Source organism: Variovorax jilinensis, assembly GCF_030316885.1.
GTDB lineage: Bacteria > Pseudomonadota > Gammaproteobacteria > Burkholderiales > Burkholderiaceae_C > Variovorax > Variovorax jilinensis.
Window position 1 is genome coordinate 773,405 of record NZ_JASZYQ010000003.1, and the last position, 24,330, is coordinate 797,734.

Below are 24,330 nucleotides of genomic sequence, written 5' to 3' on the forward strand. Positions count from 1 at the left end.
GTCAGTTCCCCGCGACGCGCGCCATGGTCTCGCGCCACTGGCCGAGGTTGGCGTGGTCGGTGAGATCGATCTGCAGCGGCGTGAGCGCGACGTGGCCGGCGGCGCTGGCATGGAAGTCGGTGCCCTCGCCGCTGTCCTTGGCACTGCCCGCGCCGGCGATCCAGTACATGGTCTCGCCGCGCGGACTGTCCTGGGTGATCACCTTCTCGGCCGCGTGGCGGCGGCCGAGCCGGCAGACCTTGACCGGCTTCAGTTCCTCGAAGGGACGGTTCGGCACGTTGACGTTGAGCAGGAAGGTCGGGCCGTCGAGCATCTTCTCGCGCTCGATCTGCTGGACCAGGCGGCGCGCGACGCGGGCGGCGGCATCGACATGCGCCCAGCCCTTCTCGATCTGCGAGAAGGCGATCGCGGGAATGCCGAACAGATAGGCCTCCATGGCGGCGCCGACCGTGCCCGAATAGATGGTGTCGTCGCCCATGTTGGCGCCGTTGTTGATGCCCGAGACGACCAGGTCGGGGCGGTAGTCGAGCAGGCCCTTGAGCGCGATGTGGACGCAGTCGGCCGGCGTGCCGGTCACGTAGCGGAAGCCGTTGTGCGCCTTGTGCACGTAGAGCGGCGCCGCCAGCGTGAGCGCGTTCGACTTCGCGCTGTTGTTGTGCTCGGGCGCGACCACCTCGACCTCTGCGATGTCCTTGAGCGCTTCGTGCAGTGCCACCAGGCCAGGCGCCTGGAAGCCGTCGTCGTTGGAAATGAGTATCTTCATTGGCATCGGTCAGTGGCCGGCATTGTAGGCGGCGCGTGGGTCACGACAGGGACACGCACCGGCTGCACGGCCGCCCTATCATCGTCCCGATTTCCGTTTGCCCCCAGCCCCCATACACAGGAGACACGAGCATGCACGCATGGCTCTGCGAGAACCCCGTCGGCGTCGATGCGCTGACCTGGAAGGAACTGCCCACCCCGACGCCGGGAGCCGGGCAGGTGCTGATCGAGATCAAGGCCGCGAGCCTCAATTTCCCGGACCTGCTGATCGTGCAGAACAAGTACCAGATGAAGCCGCCGCTGCCCTTCGTGCCGGGCTCCGAGTACGCGGGCGTGGTGGCTGCGGTGGGCGAAGGCGTCACGCACCTGAAGGTGGGCCAGAACGTGGCCTGCCTGTCGGGCACCGGCGGCTTCGCCACCCACACGCTGGCGCCCGCAGCCTTGTGCATGCCCTTGCCCGACGGCTTCGGCCATGTCGACGCGGCCGCATTCATCATGATCTATGCGACGTCGTGGCACGCGCTCATGGATCGCGCGCAATTGAAGGCCGGCGAAACGGTGCTGGTGCTCGGCGCGGCCGGCGGCGTGGGCACGGCGGCCATCCAGATCGCAAAGGCAGCCGGCGCCAAGGTGATTGCAGCGGCATCGACCGACGAGAAATGCGAGCTTTGCAAATCGATTGGTGCCGATGCGACGATCAACTACACGACGCATTCGCTGCCCAATGGCTTTCGCGATGCCGTGAAGGCCGCCACCGACGGCAAGGGGCCGGATGTCATTTACGACCCGGTTGGCGGTGATTTCGCAGAACCGGCATTCCGCTCCATTGCGTGGCGCGGCCGTTATCTGGTGGTCGGCTTTGCAGCCGGTCCCATTCCGTCGTTGCCATTGAATTTGACGCTGCTCAAGGGCGCGTCGCTGGTCGGCGTGTTCTGGGGCGATTTCGCGCGTCGCGAACCCAAGGCCAACGCACAGATGATGGCCGAATTGGCGCAGTGGTACGGCCAGGGCAAGATCAAGCCGGTGATCGACCAGACGATGCCGATGTCGGAACTCAAGGCGGCCTATGCCCACATGGGTTCGCGCGGCGTCAAGGGCAAGCTCGTGATGGTCAACTGAGACGCACGCAGCGGCCACGAAAAAGCCCGCTTGCGCGGGCTTTTTCATTGGGCGGTGGAGGTCGCTCTATTTGATCTCGAAATCAGCGAGCGACTTGCCTGCAGCCAGCGCTTCGGTGATCCAGCGCGGCTTGCGGCCGCGGCCACCGGACCAGGTTTCGCCCGTGGGACTGCGGTACTTGGCCGCGGACTTGGGAGCAACGATGCCCGCGCTGCGCTTGGGAGCACGTCCACCGAGTTTCAGATCGGCGGCGGTGAGGCCGTATTCGGCAATCTTCCTGCGCAACTCCTCGATGACGCCGGCACGCTCCTGATTCCTCAGATCCTCGGCTTGCTTGCGCAATTGCGCGATCTGCTCGTCGTGCTTCTTGATCTGGGAATTGATGTCGGCAAGTGTTGAGGCCATCGGTGGGTACCCTCGAATTGGAAAGCCGAAATTTTAATTCAGTTTTCTATTCAAGCAAGCCAAAAACCGGGTAGAACACGCCGGCTGTCGAAAAGCCGGTAATTGCATGCCGCCGAGGCGGAGCCAGACCCGGTTGCAGGAACGCAATCCGGCCTCCAAAAGGCCGTACAAAGGTTGCACCAAGGCCGCACAAAGCAAAACAGGCACCGAAGTGCCTGTTTTGATGACGAATGTCTTGGGGTGGCTGATGGGACTCGAACCCACGACGACCAGAATCACAATCTGGGACTCTACCAGCTGAGCTACAGCCACCGTAGAGCCATCGATTGTAGCGCGAAAAATCTATCGTCCGGCAGCCAGCGCCGATTCGGCGGGCTTCGGCACGAGGATTTCCGCCTTGAAGCGGTCCTTGAGCAGGTTGTAGTAGGCCATCGTCTCGGCGGCACCGATGGCCTGGGCGAACTGCTCGTTCTCCTGCTTGGCCATATCGGCGGGCGGCGGCGTACGCGGCACGCTCTTGATCACGCGCACCACGGCATAGCCCTGGGCACCGAGGTCGGCGCCGACCAGCGCGGGCAGCTTGCTGCCGTCGGCGCGCAATGCGACGTCGATCACGCCGATGGGCTGCGACTGCGTCTCGAGGCGCGACACGGTGACCGGGGCGCCGAAGGAGGCGCCGGCCGCATCGGTCTTCCAGGCGGCCAGCTTGGCCTCGCCCTCGGCCCGCGCGAGCGCCGCGGCGCGCTCGGCGATCAGTTGCGTGCGAACCTTGTCCTTGACTTCGTCGAAGGGCAGCGTGCGCGCCGGCGAGAACTGGACGACGCGGCCCGATGCGAGCTGGTTGGCGCCGATCTCGATGGCCTCGGTGTTGTGCTTGCGCTCGAGCGTGTCGGGCGCGAACAGCGCGTTGAGGAAATTGCGGCTCGCCAGTGCGCCGGTGGCACCGGCCGCGGGCGTGCGGCCGACGTGATCGGCCGTCTGGATCTTGAGGCCGAGCTTGTCGGCCGTGGGCTGCAGGCTGTCGGGCTGCTGGTAGACCAGGTCGGTGAAGGCCTCCGCCGCCTTCGCGAATTCCTGCGTGGCCTGCTGGCTGCGCACGTCGTTCTCGATCGTCGCGCGCACCTTGTCGAACGGCGGCACGATGGCCGGCTTGATGTCGGTCACGAGGATGATGTGGTAGCCGAACTCGGTCTCGACGACGTTGCTGATCTCGCCCTTCTTGAGCGTGAACACCACGTCCTCGAAAGGCTTGACCATCGCGCCGCGCGTGACGATGTCGAGGTCGCCGCCCTGCGCGGCCGAGCCCGGGTCCTGCGAATTCTTGCGCGCCAGATCGGCGAAGGTGTTCGGCGCCTTGCGCAGCTCGGCCAGCAGCTGATCGGCCTTCTTGCGCGCCTGTTCGCGCTCCGCCGCCGGGGCGCTGGCAGGTGCGGCGATCAGGATATGGCTCGCGCGCCGCTCCTCCTTGGAGCCGAACCGGCCCGCGTTCTGGTCGTAGTAGCTGCGCAGGTCGGCTTCGCTCACCGCAATGTTCTTCTTCGCGGACTCGAGGTCGAGCACCAGGTACTGCACGTTCGCTTGCTCGGCCTGCTGGAACTGCGCCGAGTGGTCCTTGTAGAAGGCCTGCAGGTCGGCGTCGCTGACGTTCACCTTGGCGGCGAAGTCGGCCGGCTTGAAGAGGGCGACCTGGACCTCGCGCCGGTCGTAGAAGGCGTCGAGCGTGGCGGCGGCCTGGGCCGGCGTCGCGAAGGCGGTGCCGGAGACGCCGAGCGAGACCTGCTGGGTCGCCAAGTCGGCCCTCACCGAGGCTTCGTACTGTTCGGGCGTGCGGCCGGTGGCACGCATGAAGGTCTCGCGGTCGAACTTGCCGTCGGCGGTGCGGAAGCTCGCGAGGCCCGGGTCGGCCGCGAACATGCGTGCCAGCCGCTCTTCGGACACCGTCATGTTCGACTTGGCGGCTGCAGCCGCCAGGACGCGCTCGCGCACCATGCGTTCGAGCGTGGCGTAGCGCGCAGCGTCGGAATCGAGCAGCGCGGCATCGATGTTGGGCGCCTGCTGACGGATGCGGTCGACCTCGTTTCGGTGCTGTGCGTCCCATTCGGGCCGCGTGATGTCGGCCCCCGCGACCCGGGCCACCATCTCGCCCTGGCCCATGCCCTGGTAGCGATCGACGCCGAACAGCACGAACGAAGGAATGATCAGCAAGAACAAGAAGAACATGACGATCTTGTGGTGCTTGCGGAAGGAATCAAACATGCTTGGACGCTCTCTAGGACGGAATAGCAAAACAGCAATAAAAAAGGCGAACCGTCAGTTCGCCTTCGATGCATCGGGTGGTGGGTGCTGAGGGGCTCGAACCCCCGACCTACGCCGTGTAAAGGCGCCGCTCTACCAACTGAGCTAAGCACCCCACCTTGATCAATGACTCAGTTCAGCGCGTCTTTGAGCGCCTTGCCGGGCCGGAACTTGGGAATCTTGGCGGCCTTGATTTTAATCGCGTCGCCGGTGCGCGGATTCCGGCCGGTGCGGGCGGCCCGCTTGCCGACCGCGAAGGTGCCGAAACCGACCAGCGACACGGAGCCGCCCTTCTTGAGCGTGGTACGAATGGCGCCGATGGTGGATTCGAGTGCGCGCGTGGCAGCGGCTTTGGAGATGTCGGCGTTCTTTGCGATGTGCTCAATCAGTTCGGTTTTGTTCACAAGGGCCCCTTGCAGAAAAATTGTTGATCAGGGTCGTCAGAAGCGGCGCCAGCCCCGTGGCGAGGCCACGGAGGTGGACAGGAAGATTGGGTGGCAGCTCTGACGCGCCGGCAGCGCGCTGCCGACAAGGATTACAACCACTGGGTTACGGGGTGTCAATACGACGCGCCCCCGTGAATGCCAGCGAGGAGCGCGATTTTAGTGGCGTTTTCGTGAACTGCTTTTCAAAGCACCTCGGCGATGGCCCGGCCCAGATCGGCGGTACGAGCGCTGCCGCCGATGTCCGGCGTGCGCGGCGCACCGCTTCCGGGCGCAAGCACCTTTTCGATCGCGGCCAGGATCGCGTCGTGCGCGGCCTTGTGGCCGAGGAACTCGAGCATCATCGCGCCGCACCAGATCTGACCGATCGGGTTCGCGATGCCCTTGCCCGCGATGTCGGGCGCCGAGCCGTGCACCGGCTCGAACAGCGACGGCGTGGTGCGCTCGGGATTGAGGTTGGCGCTCGGCGCGATGCCGATGGTGCCGGTGCAGGCCGGCCCGAGGTCGGAGAGGATGTCGCCGAAGAGATTGCTCGCCACGACGACATCGAAGAAGTCGGGCCGCTGCACGAAGTGCGCCGTGAGGATGTCGATGTGGAACTTGTCGAGCGTGACGCCCGGGTACTGCCCGCCCATGGCCGCGACGCGCTCGTCCCAGTAGGGCATGGTGATCGAGATGCCGTTCGACTTGGTGGCGCTGGTCAGGTGCCTCTTGGGACGCGACTGCGCGAGCTCGAAGGCGAACTTCAGCACCCGATCGACACCCACGCGCGACATCACCGTCTCCTGGATCACGATCTCGCGTGCCGTGCCTTCGTACATGCGCCCGCCGATGCTCGAATACTCGCCCTCGGTGTTCTCGCGCACGATGTACATGTCGATCTCGCCGGGCTCGCGCGGAGTGCCGTCGCGCCGGACCACTGGCGCGACGATGCCGGGCATCAGCCGCGCAGGGCGAAGGTTGATGTACTGATCGAACTCGCGCCGGAACAGCAGCAGCGAGCCCCACAGCGAGACGTGGTCGGGAATCTTGTCGGGCCAGCCGACGGCCCCGAAGTAGATCGCGTCGTGGCCGCCGATCTGCGCCTTCCAGTCGTCGGGCAGCATCTTGCCGTGCTTCTCGCAGTAGTCCCAGCTCGAGAAATCGAAGTGGTCGAACTTCAGGTCGATGCCGAATCGGCGCGCCGCGGCATCGAGCACGCGCAGGCCCTCGGGCATGGTCTCCTTGCCGATGCCGTCGCCGGCGATGACTGCGATGCGTTGGGTGCTCATGTCTCGGATCCTCGGTTGGCGTTGAAGAAGGAAAGCGCGTCGGCCAACAGCTCTGCGGGCGCTTCCTCGGGAATGTAGTGGCCGCAGGGCAGCGCAGCGCCCTCGACCCGCTCGGCGCGCGCCCGCCAGAGTGCAAGCACGTCGAAGCAGCGCCCCACCGCACCCTCGGCGCCCCACAGCACGCGCAGCGGCTGCACCAGGCGACGGCCGGCAGCGATGTCGGCGCGGTCATGGTCGAGGTCGATGGTGGCCGAGGCACGGTAGTCCTCGCAGACGGCCTCTGCCGTGCCAGGGATGGCGGCGCAGCGTTCGTATTCGGCCATCGCCTCCGGCGTGAACGGCGCGAGGCCGGCATGGCGACCGCCCATCACGCTGTGCAGGTAGCGCCGCGGATCGCTCTCGATCAGGGCCTCGGGCAGCGGCGGCGGCTGGATCAGGAAGAACCAGTGCCAGTAGGCACGCGCGAAGACCTCGGTGGTGTTCTGGTACATCGCGAGCGTGGGCGCGATGTCGAGCAGCAGCAGCCGCTCGACCGCCTGCGGATGGTCGACCGCGAGCCTGTGCGCGACCCGCGCGCCGCGGTCGTGCGCGAGCACGCCGAAGCGCTCGAAGCCGTGTGCGCGCATCGCGAACAGCGCGTCGAGCGCCATCTCGCGCTTGCTGTGGCGCAGATGCGCCGGGTCCGCCGGCGGCCGGCCCGAATCGCCGTAGCCGCGCAGGTCGAGCAACACCACGGTGAACTGCTCGGCCAGTCGCGGCGCCACGCGGTGCCAGTTGGCATGGGTCTGCGGATGGCCGTGCAGCAGCAGCAGCGGCGCGCCGCGGCCACCGATGCGGCCATGCAGGCGGACGCCGTCGCGCTCGAGGTCGAAGGTGGTGAACTTCTCGAACATGGGGCGATCGTACGTTGCGTGCGCGGCCTCATCAAGCAACAATCGGTCAATCAATACTTTCCAGAATGGAAGCAATCGAATGAGCGACATCGATCGCAGCGATCTCGCCCTCGTGCTCGCGATCCGCGATGGCGGCAGTCTCGCTGCCGCCGCGGCCGCGCTCGAGGTCGTGCCCTCGGTGGTCACCAAGCGGCTCGGTGCGCTCGAGTCCCAGCTGGGCCAGCGGCTGTTCGAACGCACCACGCGGCGCCTGAACGTGACGGCCGAGGGCGAGACGGTCTGCCAGCATGCGCGCAGCCTGCTCGAGGGCTTCGCGGCTCTCGAGAACGAACTCGGCGAGCGCCAGAGCGAACTGCGCGGCACGCTGCGCCTGGCGGCCACCTTCGGCTTCGGACGCCACTGGCTCGGTCCGGCACTGGCCGACTTCAATGCGCGCCATCCCGGCCTGGAGATCCAGCTCACGCTGGCCGAGAGCCTGCCCGACCTCGGCGCGGAGGGCTACGACGGCGCGGTCTGGCTCGGCGCGCCGCCGCAGCAGCGTGCGGCAGAGCGCGTGAGCCGCCGCATCGCCCGCAACCAGCGCGTGCTGGCCGCGAGCGCGGACTATCTCGCGCGCCGCGGCATGCCCGCGGACCCCGCGGCGCTGGCCGCGCACGACTGCCTGGTGACGCGCGAGAACAGCGAGGGCGGCGAGCGCGAGTTCGCACTCTGGCCGCTGCGCCACGCGCGCGATGGCAGCACCGCGCGGGTGCGCGTTCGCGGGCCGCTGTCCAGCAACTCGGGCGAGCTGGTGCGCGACTGGTGCCTGGCCGGTCGCGGCATCATGCTGCGCAGCCTGTGGGACGTCGCGCCGCGTCTGGCGAGCGGCGAACTCGTGCGGGTGCTCCCGCAGTACGCGATGCCCGATGCCGACCTGCAATGGATCGCGCCGTGGCGCCCCAGGACACCGCGGCGCGTGCGGCTCCTGATCGACTTCCTGGTGGAGCGCTTCCGCCCCGAGCCCTGGAAGGACCTCAGCTCTTCACGACGAGGCTGACGCCGATCGCCGTGATCGCGATGCCCGCGAGCGTCACGGCCGTGATCGGTTCGGAGAACAGCAGCCAGGCCATCACCGCGGTGCAGGGTGGCACCAGGTACAGCAGGCTGGTGACGGCGGTGGCGGTGCCGCGCTGGATCAGCATGTAGAGCAGCGAACTGCCGCCCAGCGACAGCGCGAGCACCGACCAGGCCATGGCGCCGCCCGAAGACAGGTTCCAGTGAATCGAGTCCGACTCGAAGGCGGCCAGCGGCAGCGTGACCAGCAAGGCCGCGCCGAGCTGGATCGCGCTCGCGCTGCGCACGTCGCAGGGCGCGAGGAAGCGCTTCTGGTAGAGCGTGCCCGCAGTGATCGAGAACAGCGCCGTGAGCGCCAGCGACATCGTGAGCAGGCTGACCTCGCCGCCCTGCCCGAGCTTGCGCAGCACCACGAGCACCAGCCCCGTGAAGCCCAGCAGCAGCCCGGCCCACTGTCGGCGCGAGATGGTGCCGCCGTTCATCGACAGCCAGACCGCGGTCAGAACCGGCTGGATGCCCACCAGCAGCGCCACCAGGCCGGAGCCCATGCCGGCGCGCACCGCGGCCCACACGCCGCCCAGGTAGCCGGCCTGCATCAGCACGCCGATGACGGCCAGGTGCAGCCACTGCGCGCGATCGCGCGGCCAGGCCACGCGGGCCCAGAGGACCCAGATGACGAAGCAGACCATCGAGAGCGCATAGCGCACGGCCAGGAACTTGAGCGGCGGCGCGTACGGCATGCCGTAGCGCGCGACGATGAAGCCGGTGCTCCAGATCAGAACGAACACCGCCGGCATCGCGCGCAGCCAGCCCGCATTGCGGGCTGCGCCGGTCATGGCGCGCGGGCCCTGATCTCGGGAATGGCCTTTTGCAGGTAATAGACCATCGACCAGACGGTCAGTACAGCCGATATCCAGATCAGCCACTGGCCCCAGATCCCGGTGTCGATGCGGCCGAACAGCGTGCCGTCGTACAGCAGGAAGGGGATCGCGACCATCTGCACCACGGTCTTGACCTTGCCGATCATGTGGACCGCGACGCTCTTGCCGGCGCCGATCTGCGCCATCCATTCGCGCAGCGCGGAGATCGCGATCTCGCGGCCGATGATGATCAGCGCCACGAAGACGTCCGCGCGGTTCAGGTGCACCAGCACCAGCAGCGAGGCGCAGACCAGGAACTTGTCGGCCACCGGATCGAGGAAGGCACCGAAGGCCGAGGTCTGGTTGAGGCGGCGCGCGAGGAAGCCGTCGAGCCAGTCGGTGGCCGCGAAGACGATGAACATGACCGTGGCGATCAGGTTGCGCATCGGCTCGGCGATCGGCAGGTAGAACACGCCCACGATCAGCGGGATCGCGACGATGCGCGTCCAGGTCATGATCGTTGGCAGGGTCCAGAACATTGCTGGCGAGTATATGGGGCTGCGGCCGCGGGCCCGTGACAGGCTCAATGCAGCGCGCGGTAGATCTCTTCGGCCAGGTCGAACGCGATGCCATCCACCGAGGCGATGTCCTCGATGCTCGCCGCGGCCACGCCACGGATGCCACCGAAGCGCTGCAGCAGGCGCGCGCGCCGCTTGGGGCCGATGCCCGGGATGTCCTCGAGCTGGCTGCCGCCGACTCGCACCTTGGCGCGCTTGGCGCGCATGCCGGTGATCGCGAAGCGATGGGCCTCGTCGCGGATCTGCGCCACCAGCATCAGCGCGGCCGAATCGCGGCCCAGGTAGACCTTCTCGCGGCCGTCGGCGAAGACCAGCTCCTCCAGGCCCACCTTGCGGCCCTCCCCCTTCTCGACGCCGACGATCAGCGACAGCGGCAGGCCCAGTTCACTGAAGACCTCGCGCGCCATCGACACCTGGCCCTTCCCGCCGTCGACCAGCACGAGTTCGGGCATGCGCGCCGACCGGGTGCCCGGCCGCGCGTCGGTGCCTACGCCGCCCGCATCGCCGGCCGGCGGGGCGTCGCTCTCGGCCGCCATCGCCTCGGCCAGCTTGCCGTAGCGGCGGTGCAGCACCTGGCGCATGGCAGCGTAGTCGTCGCCAGGCGTGATGCCCTCGATGTTGTAGCGCCGGTACTCGCGGTTCTGCATCGCATGGTGCTCGAACACCACGCAGGAAGCCTGGGTCGCCTCGCCCGCGGTGTGCGAGATGTCGAAGCACTCGACGCGGAAGTTGTCGAGGTCGTCCGGCGCGAGCTCGAGCGCATCGACGAGCGCCCGCGTGCGCGCCTGCTGCGAGCCTTCTTCGGCCAGCAGGCGCGCCAGCTGCAGGCCGGCGTTCTTGCAGGCCATCTCGAGCCACAGGCGGCGCTGCTCGCGCGGATTGAAGACGGCGTTGATGCGGATGCCGGCCTGCTGCGCCACGGCCTCGATCAGCTCGCGCGCCACGGCCTCGCTGAGCACCAGCGTGGCCGGCACCGGCACGTCGATGTAGTGCTGCGCGATGAAGGCCTCGAGCACCTGGACCTCGACCGCATCGGCGGGCGGCGGCGCGCCGTCGTCGCCTTCGGCCTCGGCATGCTGCATCTGGGCTGCATCTTCCACGTGCACCGGGAAGTAGGCGCGGTCGCCCAGGTGCCGGCCGCCGCGCACCATCGCGAGGTTGACGCAGGCTCGGCCGCCCTGCACCTTGACCGCGAGGATGTCGACGTCCTTGTCGGAGGCGATCTCGATCGACTGCTGGTGCAGCACGCGCGACAGCGCCGACATCTGGTTGCGCAGCTCGGCCGCCTGCTCGAACTGCAGCCGCTCGGCGTGCGCCATCATGCGCGACTCGAGCTGGCTCAGCACCGCCTGGGTGTCGCCCATCAGGAAGGCCTCTGCGTTCGCCACGTCCTGGCCGTAGGCCTCGGGCGTGATGTGGCCGACGCAGGGCGCGGTGCAGCGCTTGATCTGGTAGAGCAGGCAGGGTCGCGCGCGGTTGGCGTAGACCGTGTCCTCGCAGGTGCGCAGCTTGAAGACCTTCTGCAGCAGCTGGATCGATTCCTTCACGGCCCAGGCGCTCGGATAGGGGCCGAAGTAGCGGTGCTTGCGGTCGACCGCGCCGCGGTAGTAGGCCAGGCGCGGAAACGTGTGGGCGGCAATCTTGAGGTAGGGATAGCTCTTGTCGTCGCGAAAAAGGATGTTGTAGCGCGGCTTGAGCGACTTGATCAGGTTGTTCTCGAGCAGCAGGGCCTCGGCCTCGGAGCGCACCACGGTGGTCTCCATGCGCACGATCTTCGAGATCATGTGGCCGATGCGGGTGCCGCCATGGCTCTTCTGGAAGTAGTTCGCGACCCGCTTCCTGAGGTTGCGCGCCTTGCCCACGTACAGCACCGCGCCCTGGGCATCGAAGTAGCGATAGACGCCGGGCAGCTGCGGCAATGCCGCCACCTCGCTGAGCAGTTGGTCGGAATGGACTTCGGGGGTCTCTGGCATGGGTGCCTATTCTGTGGTGGCCGTGCGCAGCGCCGGCTCGCAGCGCACTTCGGTGCGAACCGAGTTGGCGATGAAGCAGCGCTCGTGCGCCTCGTGGTGCAGGGCTTCGTGAACCTCGGTTGCCGGCGCCTGGCCGGCAGGGAACCAGACCTCGGGGTGCAGCGTGACACGCGTCATCGCCATGCGGCCTTCGGCATTGCGGCCCATGTGGCCTTCGGCCTTGTCGACATAGCGCTCGACGCAGAAGCCGCGGGCGGCCGCAAGCGACAGGAACCACAGCATGTGGCAGCTCGCCAGCGACGCGACGAAGGCTTCCTCGGGATCGACCGCGGCGGCATCCGACCAGGGCAGCGGCACCACATGCGGCGAGGACGAACCCGCCCATTCGGCGCCGCCGTCGAAGCGGATCGAATGGCGGCGGCTGTAGCGGTTGCCGATGAAGTCCTGGCCGTCGCGCTGCCAGGCGATTTCGGCCGTGTGCTGTGACATGAAAGCGGTCTCCGGAGTCTTCGCATCGTGCGGGGGCTGTAGAGTATCCCGCGATGCGCTGGGACATTTTCTGCAGGGTGATCGACAACCATGGCGACCTCGGCGTCTGCTGGCGGCTGTCGACCGCGATCGCGGCGGAAGGCGACACGGTGCGCCTGTGGGTCGACGATCCCTCCGCGCTGGCCTGGATGGCGCCCGGAGGCTGTCCCGGCGTCGCGGTCGTCGACTGGGGCCCCGGCGAGGCCGCCCAGGCGTCGCGGGTCGCCGCCGAGCCCGCGCCCGACGTGCTGGTAGAGGCCTTCGGCTGCGATCCGGCACCGGTCGCCATCGCCCGCTTCGCCGAGGCGCGGCGCGCGGACGGCGCCACGCGCCGCTGGATCAACCTGGAGTACCTGTCGGCCGAGCCGTATGTCGAGCGCCTGCATGGCCTGCCCTCGCCGGTCTTCAGGGGCCCGGGCGACGGGCTCACGAAGCACTTCTTCTATCCGGGCTTCAACGAACGCACGGGCGGGCTGCTGCGCGAACCCGACCTGGCTTCGCGGCGCCAGGCTTTCGACCGCGGCGCCTGGCTGGCCCTGCAGGGCTTGGACTGGCACGGCGAGCGACTGGTCTCGCTGTTCTGCTACGAGCCGCCCGCACTCGAGGCGCTGCTGAGGCAGCTCGAGCGCTCGGCCGTGCCGACGCGGCTGCTCGTGACCGCCGGCCGCGCCGCCGCCGCCCTGCCCCCGGGCCCGGCGCGGCGCGGCGCGCTGTCGCTCGAATGGCTGCCGCATCTGCCGCAGACCGAGTTCGATCACCTGCTGTGGGCCTGCGACCTGAACTTCGTCCGTGGCGAGGATTCGCTGGTGCGGGCGCTCTGGGCCGGCGCGCCGCTGGTCTGGCAGATCTACCCGCAGGACGACGATGCGCACCACGAGAAGCTCGAGGCCTTCCTCGAGGCGATCGAGGCGCCGGGCTCGCTGCGCCGCTGCCACCACGTATGGAACGGCATGACAGGGGGCGAGCTGCCCGAGCTGGATGCCGAGACGCTCGGTTCCTGGGGCGCCGCGACCGTGTCTGCGCGTACCCGCCTGCAGGCGCAGGATGCACTTTTGGCCCGTCTGCGGCGTTTCATCGGCCAAAAAAGCTAAAATCGGGGGCTTTGCGGATTTCCGGTGCCGAGCCTTGGCCTTGCGCGCACCCTCCGCTGAACCGCCGCGGTGCATGTGCAATAGTGCGCAATGATGCTAAGAGCGGCCAACTTCCAGAGACCCTGTTTATGAAAATCGCTCAAGAAATCCGCGCCGGCAACGTGATCATGCACGGCAAGGACCCGATGGTCGTCCTCAAGACCGAATACAGCCGCGGCGGCCGCAACTCCGCCACGGTGCGCATGAAGCTCAAGAGCCTGATCGCCAACTTCAACACCGAAGTGGTCTTCAAGGCCGACGACAAGATCGACCAGATCGTGCTCGACAAGAAGGAGTGCACCTACTCCTACTTCGCCGACCCGATGTATGTCTGCATGGACACCGAGTACAACCAGTACGAAGTCGAGGCCGAGAACATGGGCGACGCCCTGAGCTACCTCGAGGACGGCATGCCGGTCGAAGTGGTGTTCTACGACGGCAAGGCGATCTCGGTCGAACTGCCGACCAGCGTCGAGCGCGAGATCACCTGGACCGAGCCGGCCGTCAAGGGCGACACCTCGGGCAAGGTCATGAAGCCGGCCAAGATCTCCACCGGCTTCGAAGTCGGCGTGCCGCTGTTCGTCGCCCAGGGCGACCGCATCGAAATCGACACCCGCACGGGCGAATACCGCAAGCGCGTCTGAGCGCCGCGCGCGACCCGGCACGACGAGAAAGGCTCCCGCGGGAGCCTTTTTTGCGTGGCCCGCGCTTCGACCGCCGGCTCTCGGGCCCGAAACCTGCAACGCGCACAATCCGCTGACTGCACTTTCCGCATGACCATGGACCACAACAGCACACACGACCTCCACGACAAGCGCCTGGCCGATGCCTGGGCCACCCTGCAGGCCCACGCGGACACCGGGCTGCCGCTGCACAACGACCCCTCGCGGCTGGCCTTTGCCGATCCGGAGTTCCTGCTGCGGCGCGAGACCCGCGGCCTGCGCATGCAGCTCGAGCTCATGAAGCCCGACATCGAGATGCGCGCCCACGGCATCGAGAACACGGTGGTCGTGTTCGGCAGCGCGCGCTTTCGCAGCGAAGAGGAATCGGGCGCGCTGATCGCGCAGGCCGAGGCCGCGGGCGACGCGGTGGCCGCCGAGCGCTGGCGCCGGCTCGGCCGCAGCTCGCACTACTACGAGAAGGCACGCAGCTTCGGCAAGCTGGTGGCCCAGTACAGCAACGACCGCGAGCCGCAGGACAAGCTCTTCGTCTGCACCGGCGGCGGGCCCGGCATCATGCAGGCCGCCAATCGCGGCGCCTATGAAGGCGGCGGGCTCTCGGTCGGGCTCGCGATCGCGTTGCCGATGGAAGAGGAAGCCAATCCCTACGTCACGCCGGCACTGAGCTTCAAGTTCCACTACTTCGCGATCCGCAAGATGCATTTCATGATGCGCGCGAAGGCCCTGGTGGCGTTCCCGGGCGGCTTCGGAACGCTCGACGAGCTGTTCGAGGTCATCACGCTGGTCCAGACCAAGAAGGCCAAGCCGGTGCCGATCGTGCTGTTCGGCTCGGACTACTGGAAGCAGCTGATCAATTTCGACTTCCTGGCCGAGGAAGGCGTGATCTCGCCCAACGACGTGAAGCTGATCGAATACGTGGATGCGCCCCAGGATGCCTGGGACTACATCAAGCGCTTCTACAAGCTCTAGTTCGGCCTCCGTCAGCCTGCGCCGCCGATGGCGTCAGTGCGTGCCTGGCGGCGCTCGGAGGCCGAATACCGACCGGGTCCCCAGCGCCACCACGCCGCCCACGACCCAGAACACGCCGGCGACGCCGATCAGCGCGCCGGCGGCACCGAACAGCATCGGCATCGCCACGCTCGAGGCGTTGAGCGTCATGACGCGCAGGCCCAGTGCCTCGCCGTGCCGCGCCTGCGGCGTGATCTGGTGCAGCATGCTCATCACCATCGGCTGGACGGCGCCGAGCGCGATGCCCAGCACGATCGAGCAGGCGGCCATGCCGAGCGCCGAGCTCATGAGCGGGTAGACCGCGAACACCGCCGCCGTGACCACGTTGGCAGCCGCGATCACCGCGCGCTCGCTGAAGCGCGAGGCGAACAGCGGCAGCACCAGCCGGATGCCGGCCGCCGCCACCGCGAAGGCGCCGAGGATGGTGCCGATGGTCGATGCGCTGAGTCCGCGCTCATGGCCCAGCAGCGGCAGCACGAAGGTGTGGACGTCCCACGAGGCCGACTGCAGCCAGTTCACGAACAGCAGCCGTCTGAACATCGGCTCGCCGACCAGGTCCCAGGCGCGCGGCCGCGGCGTCCCCGCCGGCGGCCGGATCAGCGGCAGCTCGGCGGCGCCGCGCGCCAGCAGCCAGCCGACGACAGGCAGCAGCGCGAGCAGCACGAATGCCACCCGGTAGCCCATCAGGTCGCCGGGCACCGGGCCCGCGTGGTCGATCAGCAACCCGGTCGCGAAGGGGCCGAGAAAGTTGGCAACGGCCGGCGCGATCGCGAGCCAGCTGAACACCCGCTTGAGCTCGGTCGGGTTGGCGGCTGCGCGACCCACGTGGCGCTGCAGTGCGATGACCGCGATGCCGGTGGCGCCGCCGGTCAGCAGGGCCGCGAGGCAGAGGACCGGAAAGATCGGAAACGCGGCCGCGAGCGCGGCGCCCAGCGTGGCCGAGGTCACCGCGATCGCCAGCGGCGCCTGCAGCCCGTGGCGGTCTGCAAAGCGCCCGGCCGGCAATGCGAGGAAGACCTGGGTCAGCGCGAACAGCGCCAGCAGCACGCCCACGGCGGCGGCGCTGTAGCCCTCGCGCAGCGCCAGCAGCGGCGCCGCCAGCCGGGTGCCCGTCATCGACGCATGCAGGAAGACCTGCGCGAGGATCAGACGAAGCAGGCCGGCCTTCACGAGCGGGGAAGTTCGTCGTCGTCGGCCGGCGGCAGCAGGGCTTCGCTCTGCGCCTCGGGCAGCGCCTCGACCCGGCGCAGCGCCAGCCGCATCTGCTTGGCGCGCGTGTCCGCCTTGTCGAGGGTGTCGGAAGCCTTGGCGACCTGCTCCTTGATGCGCGACACCCATTCGCCGTAGCGCTCGAACTCGGTCTTGACCGCGCCGAGCACCTTCCAGACCTCGGAGGCCTGGTGCTCGAGCGCCAGCGTGCGAAAGCCCATGTGCAGGCTGTTGAGCATCGCGAGCAGCGTGGTCGGGCCGGCCAGCGTCACGCGGTGCTGGCGCTGGATCGCATCCATGAGGCCCGGGCGCCGCAGCACCTCGGCATAGAGGCTCTCGACCGGCAGGAACAGGATCGCGAAATCGGTGGTGTGCGGCGCCGCGAGGTAGTTCTCGGCGATCGACCTGGCCTCGCTGCGGATGCGGGCCTCGAGTGCCTTGGCCGCGAGCTCGGCGGCACCGGCGTCGGCGCGCTCGTGGGCATCGATCAGCCGCTCGTAGTCGTCGCGCGGGAACTTGGCGTCGATCGGCAGCCAGACCGGCGCGCCATCGCCGCCGCGGCCCGGGAAGCGCACCGCGAAATCGACCCGCTGGCCGCTGCGCGGCTTGGTCTCGACCTGGCGCGCGAACTGCTCGGGGGTCAGCACCTGTTCGAGCAGCGCCTCGAGCTGCACCTCGCCGAACACGCCGCGGGTCTTCACGTTGGTCAGCACGCGCTGCAGGCTGCCGACGCCGACCGCGAGCGACTGCATCTCGCCCAGCCCCTTGTGCACCTGCTCCAGCCGGTCGGCCACCTGCTTGAAGCTCTCGCCGAGGCGGGTCTCGAGCGTGGTCTGCAGCTTCTCGTCGACCGTGCGGCGCATCTCGTCGAGCTTGGCGCTGTTGCTCTGCTGCAGTTGCGCGAGCTGGGTCTCCATGGTCGCGCGCAGCTCGGACAGGCGCCGCGCGTTGGCTTCGCTCAGGCCCTGCAGCTGGGTGTTGAGCGTGTCGGCCAGCGTCTTCTGCATCAGCGCGAGCTGCTGCGCGAAGGCGTCGATCTGGGCGTTCTGCGTGCGCGTCGCTTCCGCGCCCTGGTGCAGCAGCGCCTGCTGGAAGCTGGCGAAGGCCTGCGCGCTTTCCTGCCGACCGCCGCGCGCGGCAGCGCCGATCTCGTGGCGAAGTTCGCGCTCGACGCGCTCGCTGCCGGCCAGCAGCGTGGCGGCCAACGCCGCATGGTCGGGTGCCGGCGTCGGCCGCAGCAGCAGCCACAGCAGGAGCAGCACGCTCAGGCCTGCCAGGGCCAGCAGGATCCAGATCTCGACCACGGCCTCAGCGCGCCGCGAGCACCGCGGGATTGAGCGGCGTCAGCGGCTTGCCGTCGACCAGAAAGCCGATCAGGTTGTCCACCGCGAGATCGGCCATGGCGCGCCGGGTCGGCACCGTGGCGCTCGCGATGTGCGGCGTGAGCACGACGTTGGGCACGGTCAGCAGGTCGGGATGCACCTTGGGCTCGCCTTCGAAGACATCGAGGCCTGCCGCAGCGATGCGACCTTCGCGCAGTGCGAGCGCGAGCGCCGCGTCGTCCACGATGCCGCCGCGCGCGATGTTGACCAGCGTGGCGCTCGGCTTCATGAGCGCCAGTTCGGCGGCACCGATCGTGTGGTGCGAGGCCGGCGAGTACGGCACCACGAGCACCACGTGGTCGGCGGTCCTGAGCAGCTCTTCCTTGCCGACGTAGCGGGCCTTGCAGTCGGCTTCGAGCGCGGCATCGAGGCGCGAGCGGTTGTGATAGATCACGTTCATGCCGAAGCCGTGCGCGCCGCGCTTCGCGATGCCCTGGCCGATGCGGCCCATGCCGATGATGCCGAGCGTCGCGCCGTGGACGTCCGAACCCGAGAACATGTCGAAGCGCCACTTCTTCCACTGCCCGGCGCGCAGGAAATGCTCGCTCTCGGCGATGCGCCGCGCGGTGGCCATCAGCAGCGCGAAGCCGAAGTCGGCCGTGGTCTCGGTCAGCACGTCGGGCGCGTTGGTGCCGAGCACGCCGTGGGCGGTCATCGCATCGAGGTCGAAGTTGTTGTAGCCGACCGCCATGTTGGCGCAGATCTTCAGCTCGGGACAGGCCGCGAGCACGGTCTCGTCGATGCGCTCGCTGCCGGTGGTGAAGACGCCCTGCCTGCCCTGCAGCTTCGCGATCAGCTGCTCGCGGCTCCAGTCCTCGTCGGACTGGTTGGCCTCGACGTCGAAGTGGGCCTGCAGGCGGGCGATGGTCTCGGGGAAGATCGCGCGGGAGACGAGGACTCTGGCTTGGGTCATGGTCGGAAGAAGATGAAGGTGGTGAGGATGAACAGCGGCAGCAGGATCGCGCCCGACCACAGCATGTAGCCGAAGAAGCTCGGCATCGCGACGCCGCGGCTTTCGGCGATGGCCTTGACCATCAGGTTGGGTGCGTTGCCGATGTAGGTATTGGCGCCCATGAACACGGCCCCGGCCGAGATCGCCGCCAGCGTCGCCGCGTAGGTGGTCATGAGCGCCTGCGGATCGCCGCCGGCGGTGTTGAAGAACACCAGGTAGGTCGGCGCGTTGTCGAGGAACGAGCTCAGGATGCCCGTGGCCCAGAAGTACATCGCCGGGTCGGGCTGGCCGTCGGGGCGCGTGACGCCCGCGACGATGAGGCCGAAGGGCCCGTCGTTGCCGGCCTTGAGCATCGCAATCACGGGCACGATGGTCAGGAAGATGCCCGCGAACAGCTTCGCGACCTCGATCATCGGCTCCCACGCGAACTGGTTCGCGGCGTGCACCTTCGGTGCCGTGGTCCTGAGCGACACGAGCGTGATCGCGATCAGCGCCAGGTCGCGCACCAGGCCCGGCAGGCCGACCCGGGTGCCGTTGACGTCGATGCCCAGCGGCGTCTTCCAGAGGCCGCTCAACAGCACGAAGAAGAGGATCGCGCCGAGCAGCCAGAAGTTGGCGGCGCCGTCGAAGCCGATGCCGCGCGTGTCGGGCGTGGGGTCGATGCGCGGCGCGTCCTCGCGCGCCAGCAGCCAGCGGTCGACCAGGTAGAACAGCGCCAGCAGCACGCCGACCAGGAACAGCGTCTCGGGCAGGATGTTGCGTGCAGTCCAGAAGAAGTCCACGCCCTTCAGGAAGCCGAGGAACAGCGGCGGATCGCCCAGCGGCGTCAGCGAGCCGCCGATGTTGGAGACGATGAAGATGAAGAACACGACCACGTGCACCTTGCGCTGCCGGTGGTCGTTGGCACGGATCAGCGGCCGGATCAGCAGCATCGAGGCACCCGTGGTGCCCATCAGGCTGGCCAGCACCGCGCCGATCGCGAGGATGCCGGTGTTGAGCCCGGCCGAGCCATGCAGGTTGCCGCGGATGTGGATGCCGCCCGAGACCGCGAACAGCGCCGCCAGCAGCACGATGAACGGGATGTATTCGGCCAGCAGCGCATGCGTGATCTGCTCGCCGGCGACGGACGGGCCATAGACGACGGCGAAGGGCACGATCAGCAGCAGCGACCAGGCTGCCGAGACCTTGCCGTAGTGGTGGTGCCAGAAGCGTGGCACCACCAGCGGCATCAGCGCGATCGACAGCAGAAGCCCCACGAAGGGCAGGCCCCAGGCGGTGGAGATGCCGCTGCCGTCGAAGTCGGCCGCGAAGGCCGCGGCGGGGCACAGCAACGCCAGCACGGCGGCGATCGCGGGGCGCAGCATGGGAGTGAGTGTCCGGTTCGAGATCAAGCGGCTCAGGCTCCGGGTTGCGCGATCTCGAACACCTGGCGCAGATAGGCCAGGTACTTCTCGTCTTCGCACATGTTCTTGGACGGCGTGTCCGACAGCTTCGCCACCGGCTGATCGTTGCAGCGGATCATCTTGATCACGATCTGCAGCGGCTCGTAGCCCAGGTCGTTGGTGAGGTTGGTGCCGATGCCGAAGGCCAGCAGGCAGCGGCCGCGGAACTGCTGGTAGAGCTCGATGGTCTTCGGCACCGTGAGGCCGTCGCTGAAGATCAGCGTCTTGGTGAGCGGGTCGACCCGGTTCGCGATGTAGTGCGCGAGCATGCGCTCGCCCCACTGGAACGGGTCGCCGCTGTCATGGCGGGCGCCATCGAACAGCTTGCAGAAGTAGAGGTCGAAGTCGCGCAGGAAGGCACTCATGCCGTAGACGTCGGACAGCGCGATGCCCAGGTCGCCGCGGTACTCGCGCGCCCACGACTCGAAGCCGAAGATCTGGCTGTCGCGCAGGCGAGGCCCCAGCGCCTGGCAGGCCTGCAGGTATTCGTGCGCCATGGTGCCGAGCGGAATCAGCCCGAGCTTCATCGCATACAGCACGTTGCTGGTGCCGGCGAGCTGCGGCAGCCGGCCGCTCGAGCGCAGCGGCGCGGGCGCCGTCACGGCACCGAGCCGCGCCGACAGCGTCCGCAGCACCTCCTCGTGCCAGTCCTTCGAGAAGCGGCGGCGCGTGCCGTAGTCGGCAATCTTGAGGTCGGCGAGGTTGTCGTGCTGCAGCTGCGCGATCTTGGTCTCGAGCCGGCGCCGGCCTTCGGCCAGGTCGGGCTGGGGCTGCGTGTTGCGGAAGTAGACCTCGTTGACGATCGCGAGCACCGGGATCTCGAACAGGATGGTGTGCAGCCACGGGCCCTTGATGCCGATCTCGAGTTCGCCCGACGGCAGCGGCACGATGTCGATGTACTTCTCGTTGAGCCTGAACAACCCGAGGAAGTCGACGAAGTCGCTCTTGATGAAGCGCATCGAGCGCAGGTAGGCCAGCTCGGGTTCGCGAAACTGCAGCGAGCACAGGTGGCGGACCTCCTCGCGGATCTGCACCGCGAAGCGCGCGAGGTCGATGCCGGGGTTGCGGCACTTGAAGCGGTACTCGACGCGCGCGCCGGGAAAGTGGTGCAACACCACCTGCATCATCGTGAACTTGTAGAGGTCGGTGTCGAGCAGGCTGTGAATGATCATGATGCGGCGCGCGGTCTCCGGTTTCGGTGTGCGTTCGATTATCACGGGCGGCGTCGGCAAGTGCCTACGGGCCCTTCCCCGGGCGTCCTACCGTCCATCCGCAGCGCCGGGGCGACAGTCCTTCCACGCCGGACAGCAATGGGTCTGAACGGCGAGAAACCATCTGAAGGAGATACGTCATGAACAAGGACACCGTCGAAGGCAACTGGAAGCAGTTCAAGGGCAAGGTCAAGGAACAGTGGGGCAAGCTGACTGACGACGATTTCGACGTCATCGCCGGCAAGCGCGACCAACTGCTGGGCCGCATCCAGGAACGTCATGGCATCAGCCGCGACGAGGCGGAAAAGCAGGTCGGCGAGTGGGAAAGCCGCGACGGCCGCACCCCCGCCGCGATCTGGATGGAACGGGTCTGAGGGCGCTCTCGCCCTCCCCTCATCCGCAACCAAATCAATCGCCGTTCAAAACCAATTCAACAACCTCAGGAGAACTTCCATGAAAAAACAATTCCTCATGCTCGCGATCGCTTCGACCTGCTTCGTCGCTACCCACGCGTCGGCCATGACTTCCGATGAATACAAGGTCGCGAAGGAAAAGATCGAAGCCAACTACAAGGTCGCCAAGGCGCAGTGCGACACGCTGAAGGACAACGCCAAGGACGTCTGCGAGAAAGACGCCAGCGGCAAGCAGAACGTCGCCAAGGCCGAGCTCGAGCAGGCCTACAAGCCCAGCAGCTCGCATGCCCGCAACGTGGCTGAAGAGAAGGTGAAGCACACCTATGCCGTGGCGAAGGAAAAGTGCGACGACCAGAAGGGTGATGCCAAGGATGCTTGCGAGAAGCAGGCCAAGGCCGACGAGGCCAAGGGCATGGCCGACGTGAAGGCCATGAAGATGTAATCGACGCCCGACGGCTCATTCGAGCCGCGTCGATTCGAACGCCCCCATCCGGGGGCGTTTTTCATTGGCGCAGTTCTTCGACCACGGCCTTGAGCGCCGCCGGCAACTTGACCGGCCGCTGGGTTTCGCGGTCGACGTAGACGTGGATGAAATGGCCCTGCGCCGCGGCCGTCTCGGCGCCCTGCGCGAACAGCGCTATCTCGTAGCGCACGCTGGAGCTCCCCGCGTGGGCCACCCGGATGCCGGCCTCGATCGTTTGCGGGAAGGCCAGCGGCGCGAAATAGTGGCACTGCGTCTCGACCACGAAGCCGATCGTGTCTCCCGCATGGATATCCAGCGCGCCGCGCTCGATCAGCAGCGAATTGACGGCCGTGTCGAACCACGCGTAGTAGACGACGTTGTTGACGTGGCCGTACATGTCGTTGTCGGACCAGCGCGTCGGGATGCTGCGGAAGACGCGGTAGCCGCCGCGGGACTGGGGGGTGGGTCGGGTCGCACTCATGGCGCGGCATTCTGCCAGCGGCGCCAGTATTCGGTCGCCACGCGGAAGGTGCCGAGCTGCACCTGGACGGTTTCGGAGATGTCGCTCGCATAGCCGCCCGCCATCGCGAAGGCGAGCGGAATCCGGCGCCGCCAGGCGAAATCGAACACGCGGCGATCGCGCGCCTCCAGGCCGTCGAAGCTGAGCTTGAGGCGTCCCAGGCGATCGCGTTTGAACGGGTCGGCCCCGGCCAGGTAGATCAGCAGGCCGGGCGTGAAGCGCCGCTCGAGTTCGTCGAGCGCCAGTTCGAGCGCGCTCAGGTAGTCGGCGTCGCCGCATCCGTCGGGCAGCTCGACGTCGAGGTCGCTGGCCTCCTTGCGGAACGGGAAGTTCCTGGCGCCGTGCAGCGACAGCGTGAACACGCTCGGGTCGTTGCGAAAGATGCTGGCCGTGCCGTTGCCCTGGTGGACGTCGAGGTCGATCACCGCCACCCGGAGCGGCAGCCTGGCGCGCCTGCCCTGTTCGGCCTGCATGAGCCGCGCTGCCACCGCAGCGTCGTTGAAGACGCAGAAGCCGCCCCCCTTCGATGCGCTCGCATGGTGGGTGCCGCCCGCCATGTTGGCGGCCACGCCCTCCGTCAGCGCAGTGCGGCAGGCCGCGATCGTGGCGCCGGTCGACCGCCGCGAGCGCTCGACCATCGCCTCGCTCCACGGGAAGCCGATTTCTCGCATGGCCTCGGGCGCCACGCTGCCGTCGCTGATCGCGGCGATCCACTGGGGCGTATGCGCCAGCGCCAGTTCGCCGTCGCTCGCGCGCGGCGCCTCGAGCATGCGGACCTCGGGCAGGCTGCCCTCCAGGCCCTCGCGCAACAGCGCATAGCGCCCCATCGGGAAACGGTGGCCCGGCGGCAGCGGAAGCACGAACTGGGCGGAATTGAAGGCGCGCATGGGGACCATTCTCGGCATGCGCGGGGTTTTAGAAAGCGCGTTCTAAATTGCTGCGCTGCCGCAAAAACCCCTTGTCCTGCGGCGCTGGCTGCCTATACTTGAGCCCATGCTGCACCGCAACATGATTCGAGGGGCAGCTTGAACGTCATCACCTTTCATCATTAACCGGAGCATCCACCATGGCCCTCACCGCCGACCAAATCATCTCTTCGCAAAAAGCCAGCCTCGAAACCCTGTTCGGTCTCACCACCAAGGCCTTCGAAGGCGTTGAAAAGCTGGTCGAACTGAACGTGACCGCTTCCAAGGCTGCGCTGACCGAAGCCGCCGGCACCACGCAAGCCCTGCTGAGCGTCAAGGACGCGCAAGAGCTGCTGTCGCTGCAAGCCAGCCTGTTCCAGCCCCTGGCCGAGAAGACCGCTGCCTACAGCCGTCACCTGTACGACATCGCCCAAGGCACCAGCGCCGAATTCACCAAGGCCTTCGAAGTCAAGGCCGCTGAAGCCCAGCAAGCCTTCGTCGGCCTGGTCGACAGCGCCGCCAAGAACGCCCCGGCCGGTTCGGAAACCGCCGTCGCCGTGATGAAGAGCGCCGTCGCCGCTGCCAACAACGCTTTCGAATCGGTGCAGAAGGCCGTCAAGCAAGCCTCGGACGTCGCCGAAGCGAACTTCCAGGCCGTGTCGACCACCGCCGTGAACGCAGCCAAGAGCACCGCCCAGACCGCCACGCGCAAGCGCTAAGCCCTCTGGCAGGCCCGCCGCGAGCGGGCCACGATTGTCTCCTTGGGTCCCTCGGGATCCAATTCAGGGGCCCCGTCTCACGACGGGGCCTTTTTTTTCGCGCATTCGCATGCGGG

General features: G+C 67.7%; 25 protein-coding genes and 2 tRNA genes. 8 read left to right on the forward strand and 19 right to left on the reverse strand.

Annotation, left to right across the window (positions count from 1 at the left end):
• Window position 1: 1 nt before the first annotated feature.
• Complete coding sequence (surE, locus tag QTH87_RS15285; protein ID WP_286610218.1) at window positions 2-763, reverse strand: 5'/3'-nucleotidase SurE; 762 nt, start codon at window positions 761-763, stop codon at window positions 2-4.
• Window positions 764-894: 131 nt separating this feature from the next.
• On the opposite strand from surE, the gene QTH87_RS15290 reads away from it, so the two are divergent.
• Window positions 895-1,881: an NADPH:quinone oxidoreductase family protein gene (locus QTH87_RS15290; RefSeq protein WP_286610220.1), complete on the forward strand. Its 987-nt coding sequence runs from the start codon at window positions 895-897 to the stop codon at window positions 1,879-1,881.
• Between the two features lie 66 nt (window positions 1,882-1,947).
• Here the strand turns inward: QTH87_RS15290 and QTH87_RS15295 are convergent, their stop codons facing one another.
• The 7 genes from QTH87_RS15295 to QTH87_RS15325 all read right to left on the reverse strand — a co-directional run bounded on the left by QTH87_RS15295 (window position 1,948) and on the right by QTH87_RS15325 (window position 7,188).
• Entirely contained in the window at window positions 1,948-2,286 is a 339-nt protein-coding gene (locus QTH87_RS15295; protein WP_286610222.1) for an H-NS histone family protein, read from the reverse strand.
• 236 nt (window positions 2,287-2,522) lie between these two features.
• A tRNA-His gene (locus QTH87_RS15300) sits at window positions 2,523-2,598 on the reverse strand.
• A gap of 30 nt (window positions 2,599-2,628) precedes the next feature.
• A complete protein-coding gene (locus QTH87_RS15305) occupies window positions 2,629-4,542 on the reverse strand; it encodes a SurA N-terminal domain-containing protein (protein WP_286610223.1) in 1,914 nt (637 codons plus the stop codon).
• A 78-nt stretch (window positions 4,543-4,620) separates the two neighbouring features.
• Window positions 4,621-4,696: transfer RNA gene (locus QTH87_RS15310), tRNA-Val, on the reverse strand.
• A 16-nt stretch (window positions 4,697-4,712) separates the two neighbouring features.
• A complete protein-coding gene (locus QTH87_RS15315; protein ID WP_007830705.1) occupies window positions 4,713-4,985 on the reverse strand; it encodes an HU family DNA-binding protein in 273 nt (90 codons plus the stop codon).
• Window positions 4,986-5,209: 224 nt separating this feature from the next.
• Window positions 5,210-6,295, reverse strand: coding sequence for a tartrate dehydrogenase (locus QTH87_RS15320; protein WP_286610225.1), 1,086 nt, complete (start codon window positions 6,293-6,295; stop codon window positions 5,210-5,212).
• Entirely contained in the window at window positions 6,292-7,188 is an 897-nt protein-coding gene (locus QTH87_RS15325) for an alpha/beta fold hydrolase (protein ID WP_286610226.1), read from the reverse strand. Before QTH87_RS15325 ends, QTH87_RS15320 begins: the two co-directional genes overlap by 4 nt.
• Before the next feature lie 88 nt (window positions 7,189-7,276).
• Between QTH87_RS15325 and QTH87_RS15330 the strand changes: the two genes are divergently transcribed.
• Window positions 7,277-8,224: a LysR substrate-binding domain-containing protein gene (locus tag QTH87_RS15330; RefSeq protein WP_286610413.1), complete on the forward strand. Its 948-nt coding sequence runs from the start codon at window positions 7,277-7,279 to the stop codon at window positions 8,222-8,224.
• Here QTH87_RS15330 and QTH87_RS15335 read toward each other — a convergent pair.
• From QTH87_RS15335 to QTH87_RS15350, 4 genes are read right to left on the reverse strand one after another with little or no spacing between them, the layout of a single operon-like run.
• Complete coding sequence (locus tag QTH87_RS15335) at window positions 8,202-9,077, reverse strand: DMT family transporter (protein WP_286610228.1); 876 nt, start codon at window positions 9,075-9,077, stop codon at window positions 8,202-8,204. The genes QTH87_RS15330 and QTH87_RS15335 overlap by 23 nt on opposite strands.
• Window positions 9,074-9,640, reverse strand: a complete 567-nt coding sequence (gene pgsA / locus QTH87_RS15340; protein ID WP_286610230.1) for a CDP-diacylglycerol--glycerol-3-phosphate 3-phosphatidyltransferase — start codon at window positions 9,638-9,640, stop codon at window positions 9,074-9,076. Before pgsA ends, QTH87_RS15335 begins: the two co-directional genes overlap by 4 nt.
• 44 nt (window positions 9,641-9,684) lie before the next feature.
• Window positions 9,685-11,652, reverse strand: coding sequence for an excinuclease ABC subunit UvrC (uvrC, locus tag QTH87_RS15345; RefSeq protein WP_286610231.1), 1,968 nt, complete (start codon window positions 11,650-11,652; stop codon window positions 9,685-9,687).
• Between the two features lie 6 nt (window positions 11,653-11,658).
• Complete coding sequence (locus QTH87_RS15350; RefSeq protein ID WP_286610233.1) at window positions 11,659-12,141, reverse strand: OsmC family protein; 483 nt, start codon at window positions 12,139-12,141, stop codon at window positions 11,659-11,661.
• A 53-nt stretch (window positions 12,142-12,194) separates the two neighbouring features.
• On the opposite strand from QTH87_RS15350, the gene earP reads away from it, so the two are divergent.
• The 3 genes from earP (at window position 12,195) to QTH87_RS15365 (ending at window position 14,959) form a co-directional block, all read left to right on the forward strand.
• Window positions 12,195-13,271 (forward strand): elongation factor P maturation arginine rhamnosyltransferase EarP, encoded by a 1,077-nt coding sequence (earP, locus tag QTH87_RS15355; protein WP_286610235.1) that lies wholly within the window; start codon window positions 12,195-12,197, stop codon window positions 13,269-13,271.
• A 128-nt stretch (window positions 13,272-13,399) separates the two neighbouring features.
• Window positions 13,400-13,954 (forward strand): elongation factor P, encoded by a 555-nt coding sequence (gene efp, locus QTH87_RS15360; protein ID WP_286610236.1) that lies wholly within the window; start codon window positions 13,400-13,402, stop codon window positions 13,952-13,954.
• Window positions 13,955-14,089: 135 nt separating this feature from the next.
• Window positions 14,090-14,959: an LOG family protein gene (locus tag QTH87_RS15365; protein ID WP_286610414.1), complete on the forward strand. Its 870-nt coding sequence runs from the start codon at window positions 14,090-14,092 to the stop codon at window positions 14,957-14,959.
• Window positions 14,960-14,992: 33 nt separating this feature from the next.
• Here QTH87_RS15365 and QTH87_RS15370 read toward each other — a convergent pair whose 3' ends face one another.
• From QTH87_RS15370 to pncB, 5 genes are read right to left on the reverse strand one after another with little or no spacing between them, the layout of a single operon-like run.
• Window positions 14,993-16,168, reverse strand: a complete 1,176-nt coding sequence (locus QTH87_RS15370) for an MFS transporter (RefSeq protein WP_286610237.1) — start codon at window positions 16,166-16,168, stop codon at window positions 14,993-14,995.
• Entirely contained in the window at window positions 16,165-17,511 is a 1,347-nt protein-coding gene (locus QTH87_RS15375) for a DNA recombination protein RmuC (protein WP_286610238.1), read from the reverse strand. The genes QTH87_RS15370 and QTH87_RS15375 overlap by 4 nt, the downstream gene beginning before the upstream one ends.
• Window positions 17,512-17,515: 4 nt before the next feature.
• Window positions 17,516-18,502, reverse strand: a complete 987-nt coding sequence (locus tag QTH87_RS15380) for a 2-hydroxyacid dehydrogenase (RefSeq protein ID WP_286610239.1) — start codon at window positions 18,500-18,502, stop codon at window positions 17,516-17,518.
• Window positions 18,499-19,905, reverse strand: coding sequence for a sodium:proton antiporter (locus QTH87_RS15385; RefSeq protein ID WP_286610241.1), 1,407 nt, complete (start codon window positions 19,903-19,905; stop codon window positions 18,499-18,501). Before QTH87_RS15385 ends, QTH87_RS15380 begins: the two co-directional genes overlap by 4 nt.
• A gap of 32 nt (window positions 19,906-19,937) precedes the next feature.
• A complete protein-coding gene (gene pncB / locus QTH87_RS15390) occupies window positions 19,938-21,155 on the reverse strand; it encodes a nicotinate phosphoribosyltransferase (RefSeq protein WP_286610243.1) in 1,218 nt (405 codons plus the stop codon).
• Between the two features lie 179 nt (window positions 21,156-21,334).
• Between pncB and QTH87_RS15395 the strand changes: the two genes are divergently transcribed.
• Both QTH87_RS15395 and QTH87_RS15400 read left to right on the forward strand, forming a co-directional pair.
• A complete protein-coding gene (locus QTH87_RS15395; protein ID WP_286610245.1) occupies window positions 21,335-21,568 on the forward strand; it encodes a CsbD family protein in 234 nt (77 codons plus the stop codon).
• A 79-nt stretch (window positions 21,569-21,647) separates the two neighbouring features.
• Window positions 21,648-22,049 (forward strand): hypothetical protein, encoded by a 402-nt coding sequence (locus tag QTH87_RS15400; protein ID WP_286610247.1) that lies wholly within the window; start codon window positions 21,648-21,650, stop codon window positions 22,047-22,049.
• 61 nt (window positions 22,050-22,110) lie between these two features.
• Here the strand turns inward: QTH87_RS15400 and QTH87_RS15405 are convergent, their stop codons facing one another.
• Together QTH87_RS15405 and QTH87_RS15410 are read right to left on the reverse strand one after the other, a co-directional pair.
• A complete protein-coding gene (locus tag QTH87_RS15405; RefSeq protein WP_286610249.1) occupies window positions 22,111-22,551 on the reverse strand; it encodes an acyl-CoA thioesterase in 441 nt (146 codons plus the stop codon).
• Entirely contained in the window at window positions 22,548-23,486 is a 939-nt protein-coding gene (locus tag QTH87_RS15410) for a histone deacetylase family protein (protein WP_286610250.1), read from the reverse strand. The genes QTH87_RS15405 and QTH87_RS15410 overlap by 4 nt, the downstream gene beginning before the upstream one ends.
• A gap of 170 nt (window positions 23,487-23,656) precedes the next feature.
• On the opposite strand from QTH87_RS15410, the gene QTH87_RS15415 reads away from it, so the two are divergent.
• Window positions 23,657-24,214, forward strand: a complete 558-nt coding sequence (locus QTH87_RS15415) for a phasin family protein (RefSeq protein WP_286610251.1) — start codon at window positions 23,657-23,659, stop codon at window positions 24,212-24,214.
• The last annotated feature ends 116 nt before the right edge of the window (window positions 24,215-24,330 follow it).

Excerpts from the sequence above, each read along its gene's own strand:
- surE (WP_286610218.1), bottom strand. The coding sequence starts at position 763 with ATGAAGATACTCATTTCCAACGACGACGGCTTCCAGGCGCCTGGCCTG.
- QTH87_RS15290 (WP_286610220.1), top strand. The coding sequence starts at position 895 with ATGCACGCATGGCTCTGCGAGAACCCCGTCGGCGTCGATGCGCTGACC.
- QTH87_RS15295 (WP_286610222.1), bottom strand. The coding sequence starts at position 2,286 with ATGGCCTCAACACTTGCCGACATCAATTCCCAGATCAAGAAGCACGAC.
- QTH87_RS15305 (WP_286610223.1), bottom strand. The coding sequence starts at position 4,542 with ATGTTTGATTCCTTCCGCAAGCACCACAAGATCGTCATGTTCTTCTTG.
- QTH87_RS15320 (WP_286610225.1), bottom strand. The coding sequence starts at position 6,295 with ATGAGCACCCAACGCATCGCAGTCATCGCCGGCGACGGCATCGGCAAG.
- QTH87_RS15325 (WP_286610226.1), bottom strand. The coding sequence starts at position 7,188 with ATGTTCGAGAAGTTCACCACCTTCGACCTCGAGCGCGACGGCGTCCGC.
- QTH87_RS15335 (WP_286610228.1), bottom strand. The coding sequence starts at position 9,077 with ATGACCGGCGCAGCCCGCAATGCGGGCTGGCTGCGCGCGATGCCGGCG.
- pgsA (WP_286610230.1), bottom strand. The coding sequence starts at position 9,640 with ATGTTCTGGACCCTGCCAACGATCATGACCTGGACGCGCATCGTCGCG.
- uvrC (WP_286610231.1), bottom strand. The coding sequence starts at position 11,652 with ATGCCAGAGACCCCCGAAGTCCATTCCGACCAACTGCTCAGCGAGGTG.
- QTH87_RS15350 (WP_286610233.1), bottom strand. The coding sequence starts at position 12,141 with ATGTCACAGCACACGGCCGAAATCGCCTGGCAGCGCGACGGCCAGGAC.
- earP (WP_286610235.1), top strand. The coding sequence starts at position 12,195 with ATGCGCTGGGACATTTTCTGCAGGGTGATCGACAACCATGGCGACCTC.
- efp (WP_286610236.1), top strand. The coding sequence starts at position 13,400 with ATGAAAATCGCTCAAGAAATCCGCGCCGGCAACGTGATCATGCACGGC.
- QTH87_RS15365 (WP_286610414.1), top strand. The coding sequence starts at position 14,090 with ATGGACCACAACAGCACACACGACCTCCACGACAAGCGCCTGGCCGAT.
- QTH87_RS15380 (WP_286610239.1), bottom strand. The coding sequence starts at position 18,502 with ATGACCCAAGCCAGAGTCCTCGTCTCCCGCGCGATCTTCCCCGAGACC.
- QTH87_RS15385 (WP_286610241.1), bottom strand. The coding sequence starts at position 19,905 with ATGCTGCGCCCCGCGATCGCCGCCGTGCTGGCGTTGCTGTGCCCCGCC.
- pncB (WP_286610243.1), bottom strand. The coding sequence starts at position 21,155 with ATGATCATTCACAGCCTGCTCGACACCGACCTCTACAAGTTCACGATG.
- QTH87_RS15395 (WP_286610245.1), top strand. The coding sequence starts at position 21,335 with ATGAACAAGGACACCGTCGAAGGCAACTGGAAGCAGTTCAAGGGCAAG.
- QTH87_RS15400 (WP_286610247.1), top strand. The coding sequence starts at position 21,648 with ATGAAAAAACAATTCCTCATGCTCGCGATCGCTTCGACCTGCTTCGTC.
- QTH87_RS15405 (WP_286610249.1), bottom strand. The coding sequence starts at position 22,551 with ATGAGTGCGACCCGACCCACCCCCCAGTCCCGCGGCGGCTACCGCGTC.
- QTH87_RS15410 (WP_286610250.1), bottom strand. The coding sequence starts at position 23,486 with ATGGTCCCCATGCGCGCCTTCAATTCCGCCCAGTTCGTGCTTCCGCTG.
- QTH87_RS15415 (WP_286610251.1), top strand. The coding sequence starts at position 23,657 with ATGGCCCTCACCGCCGACCAAATCATCTCTTCGCAAAAAGCCAGCCTC.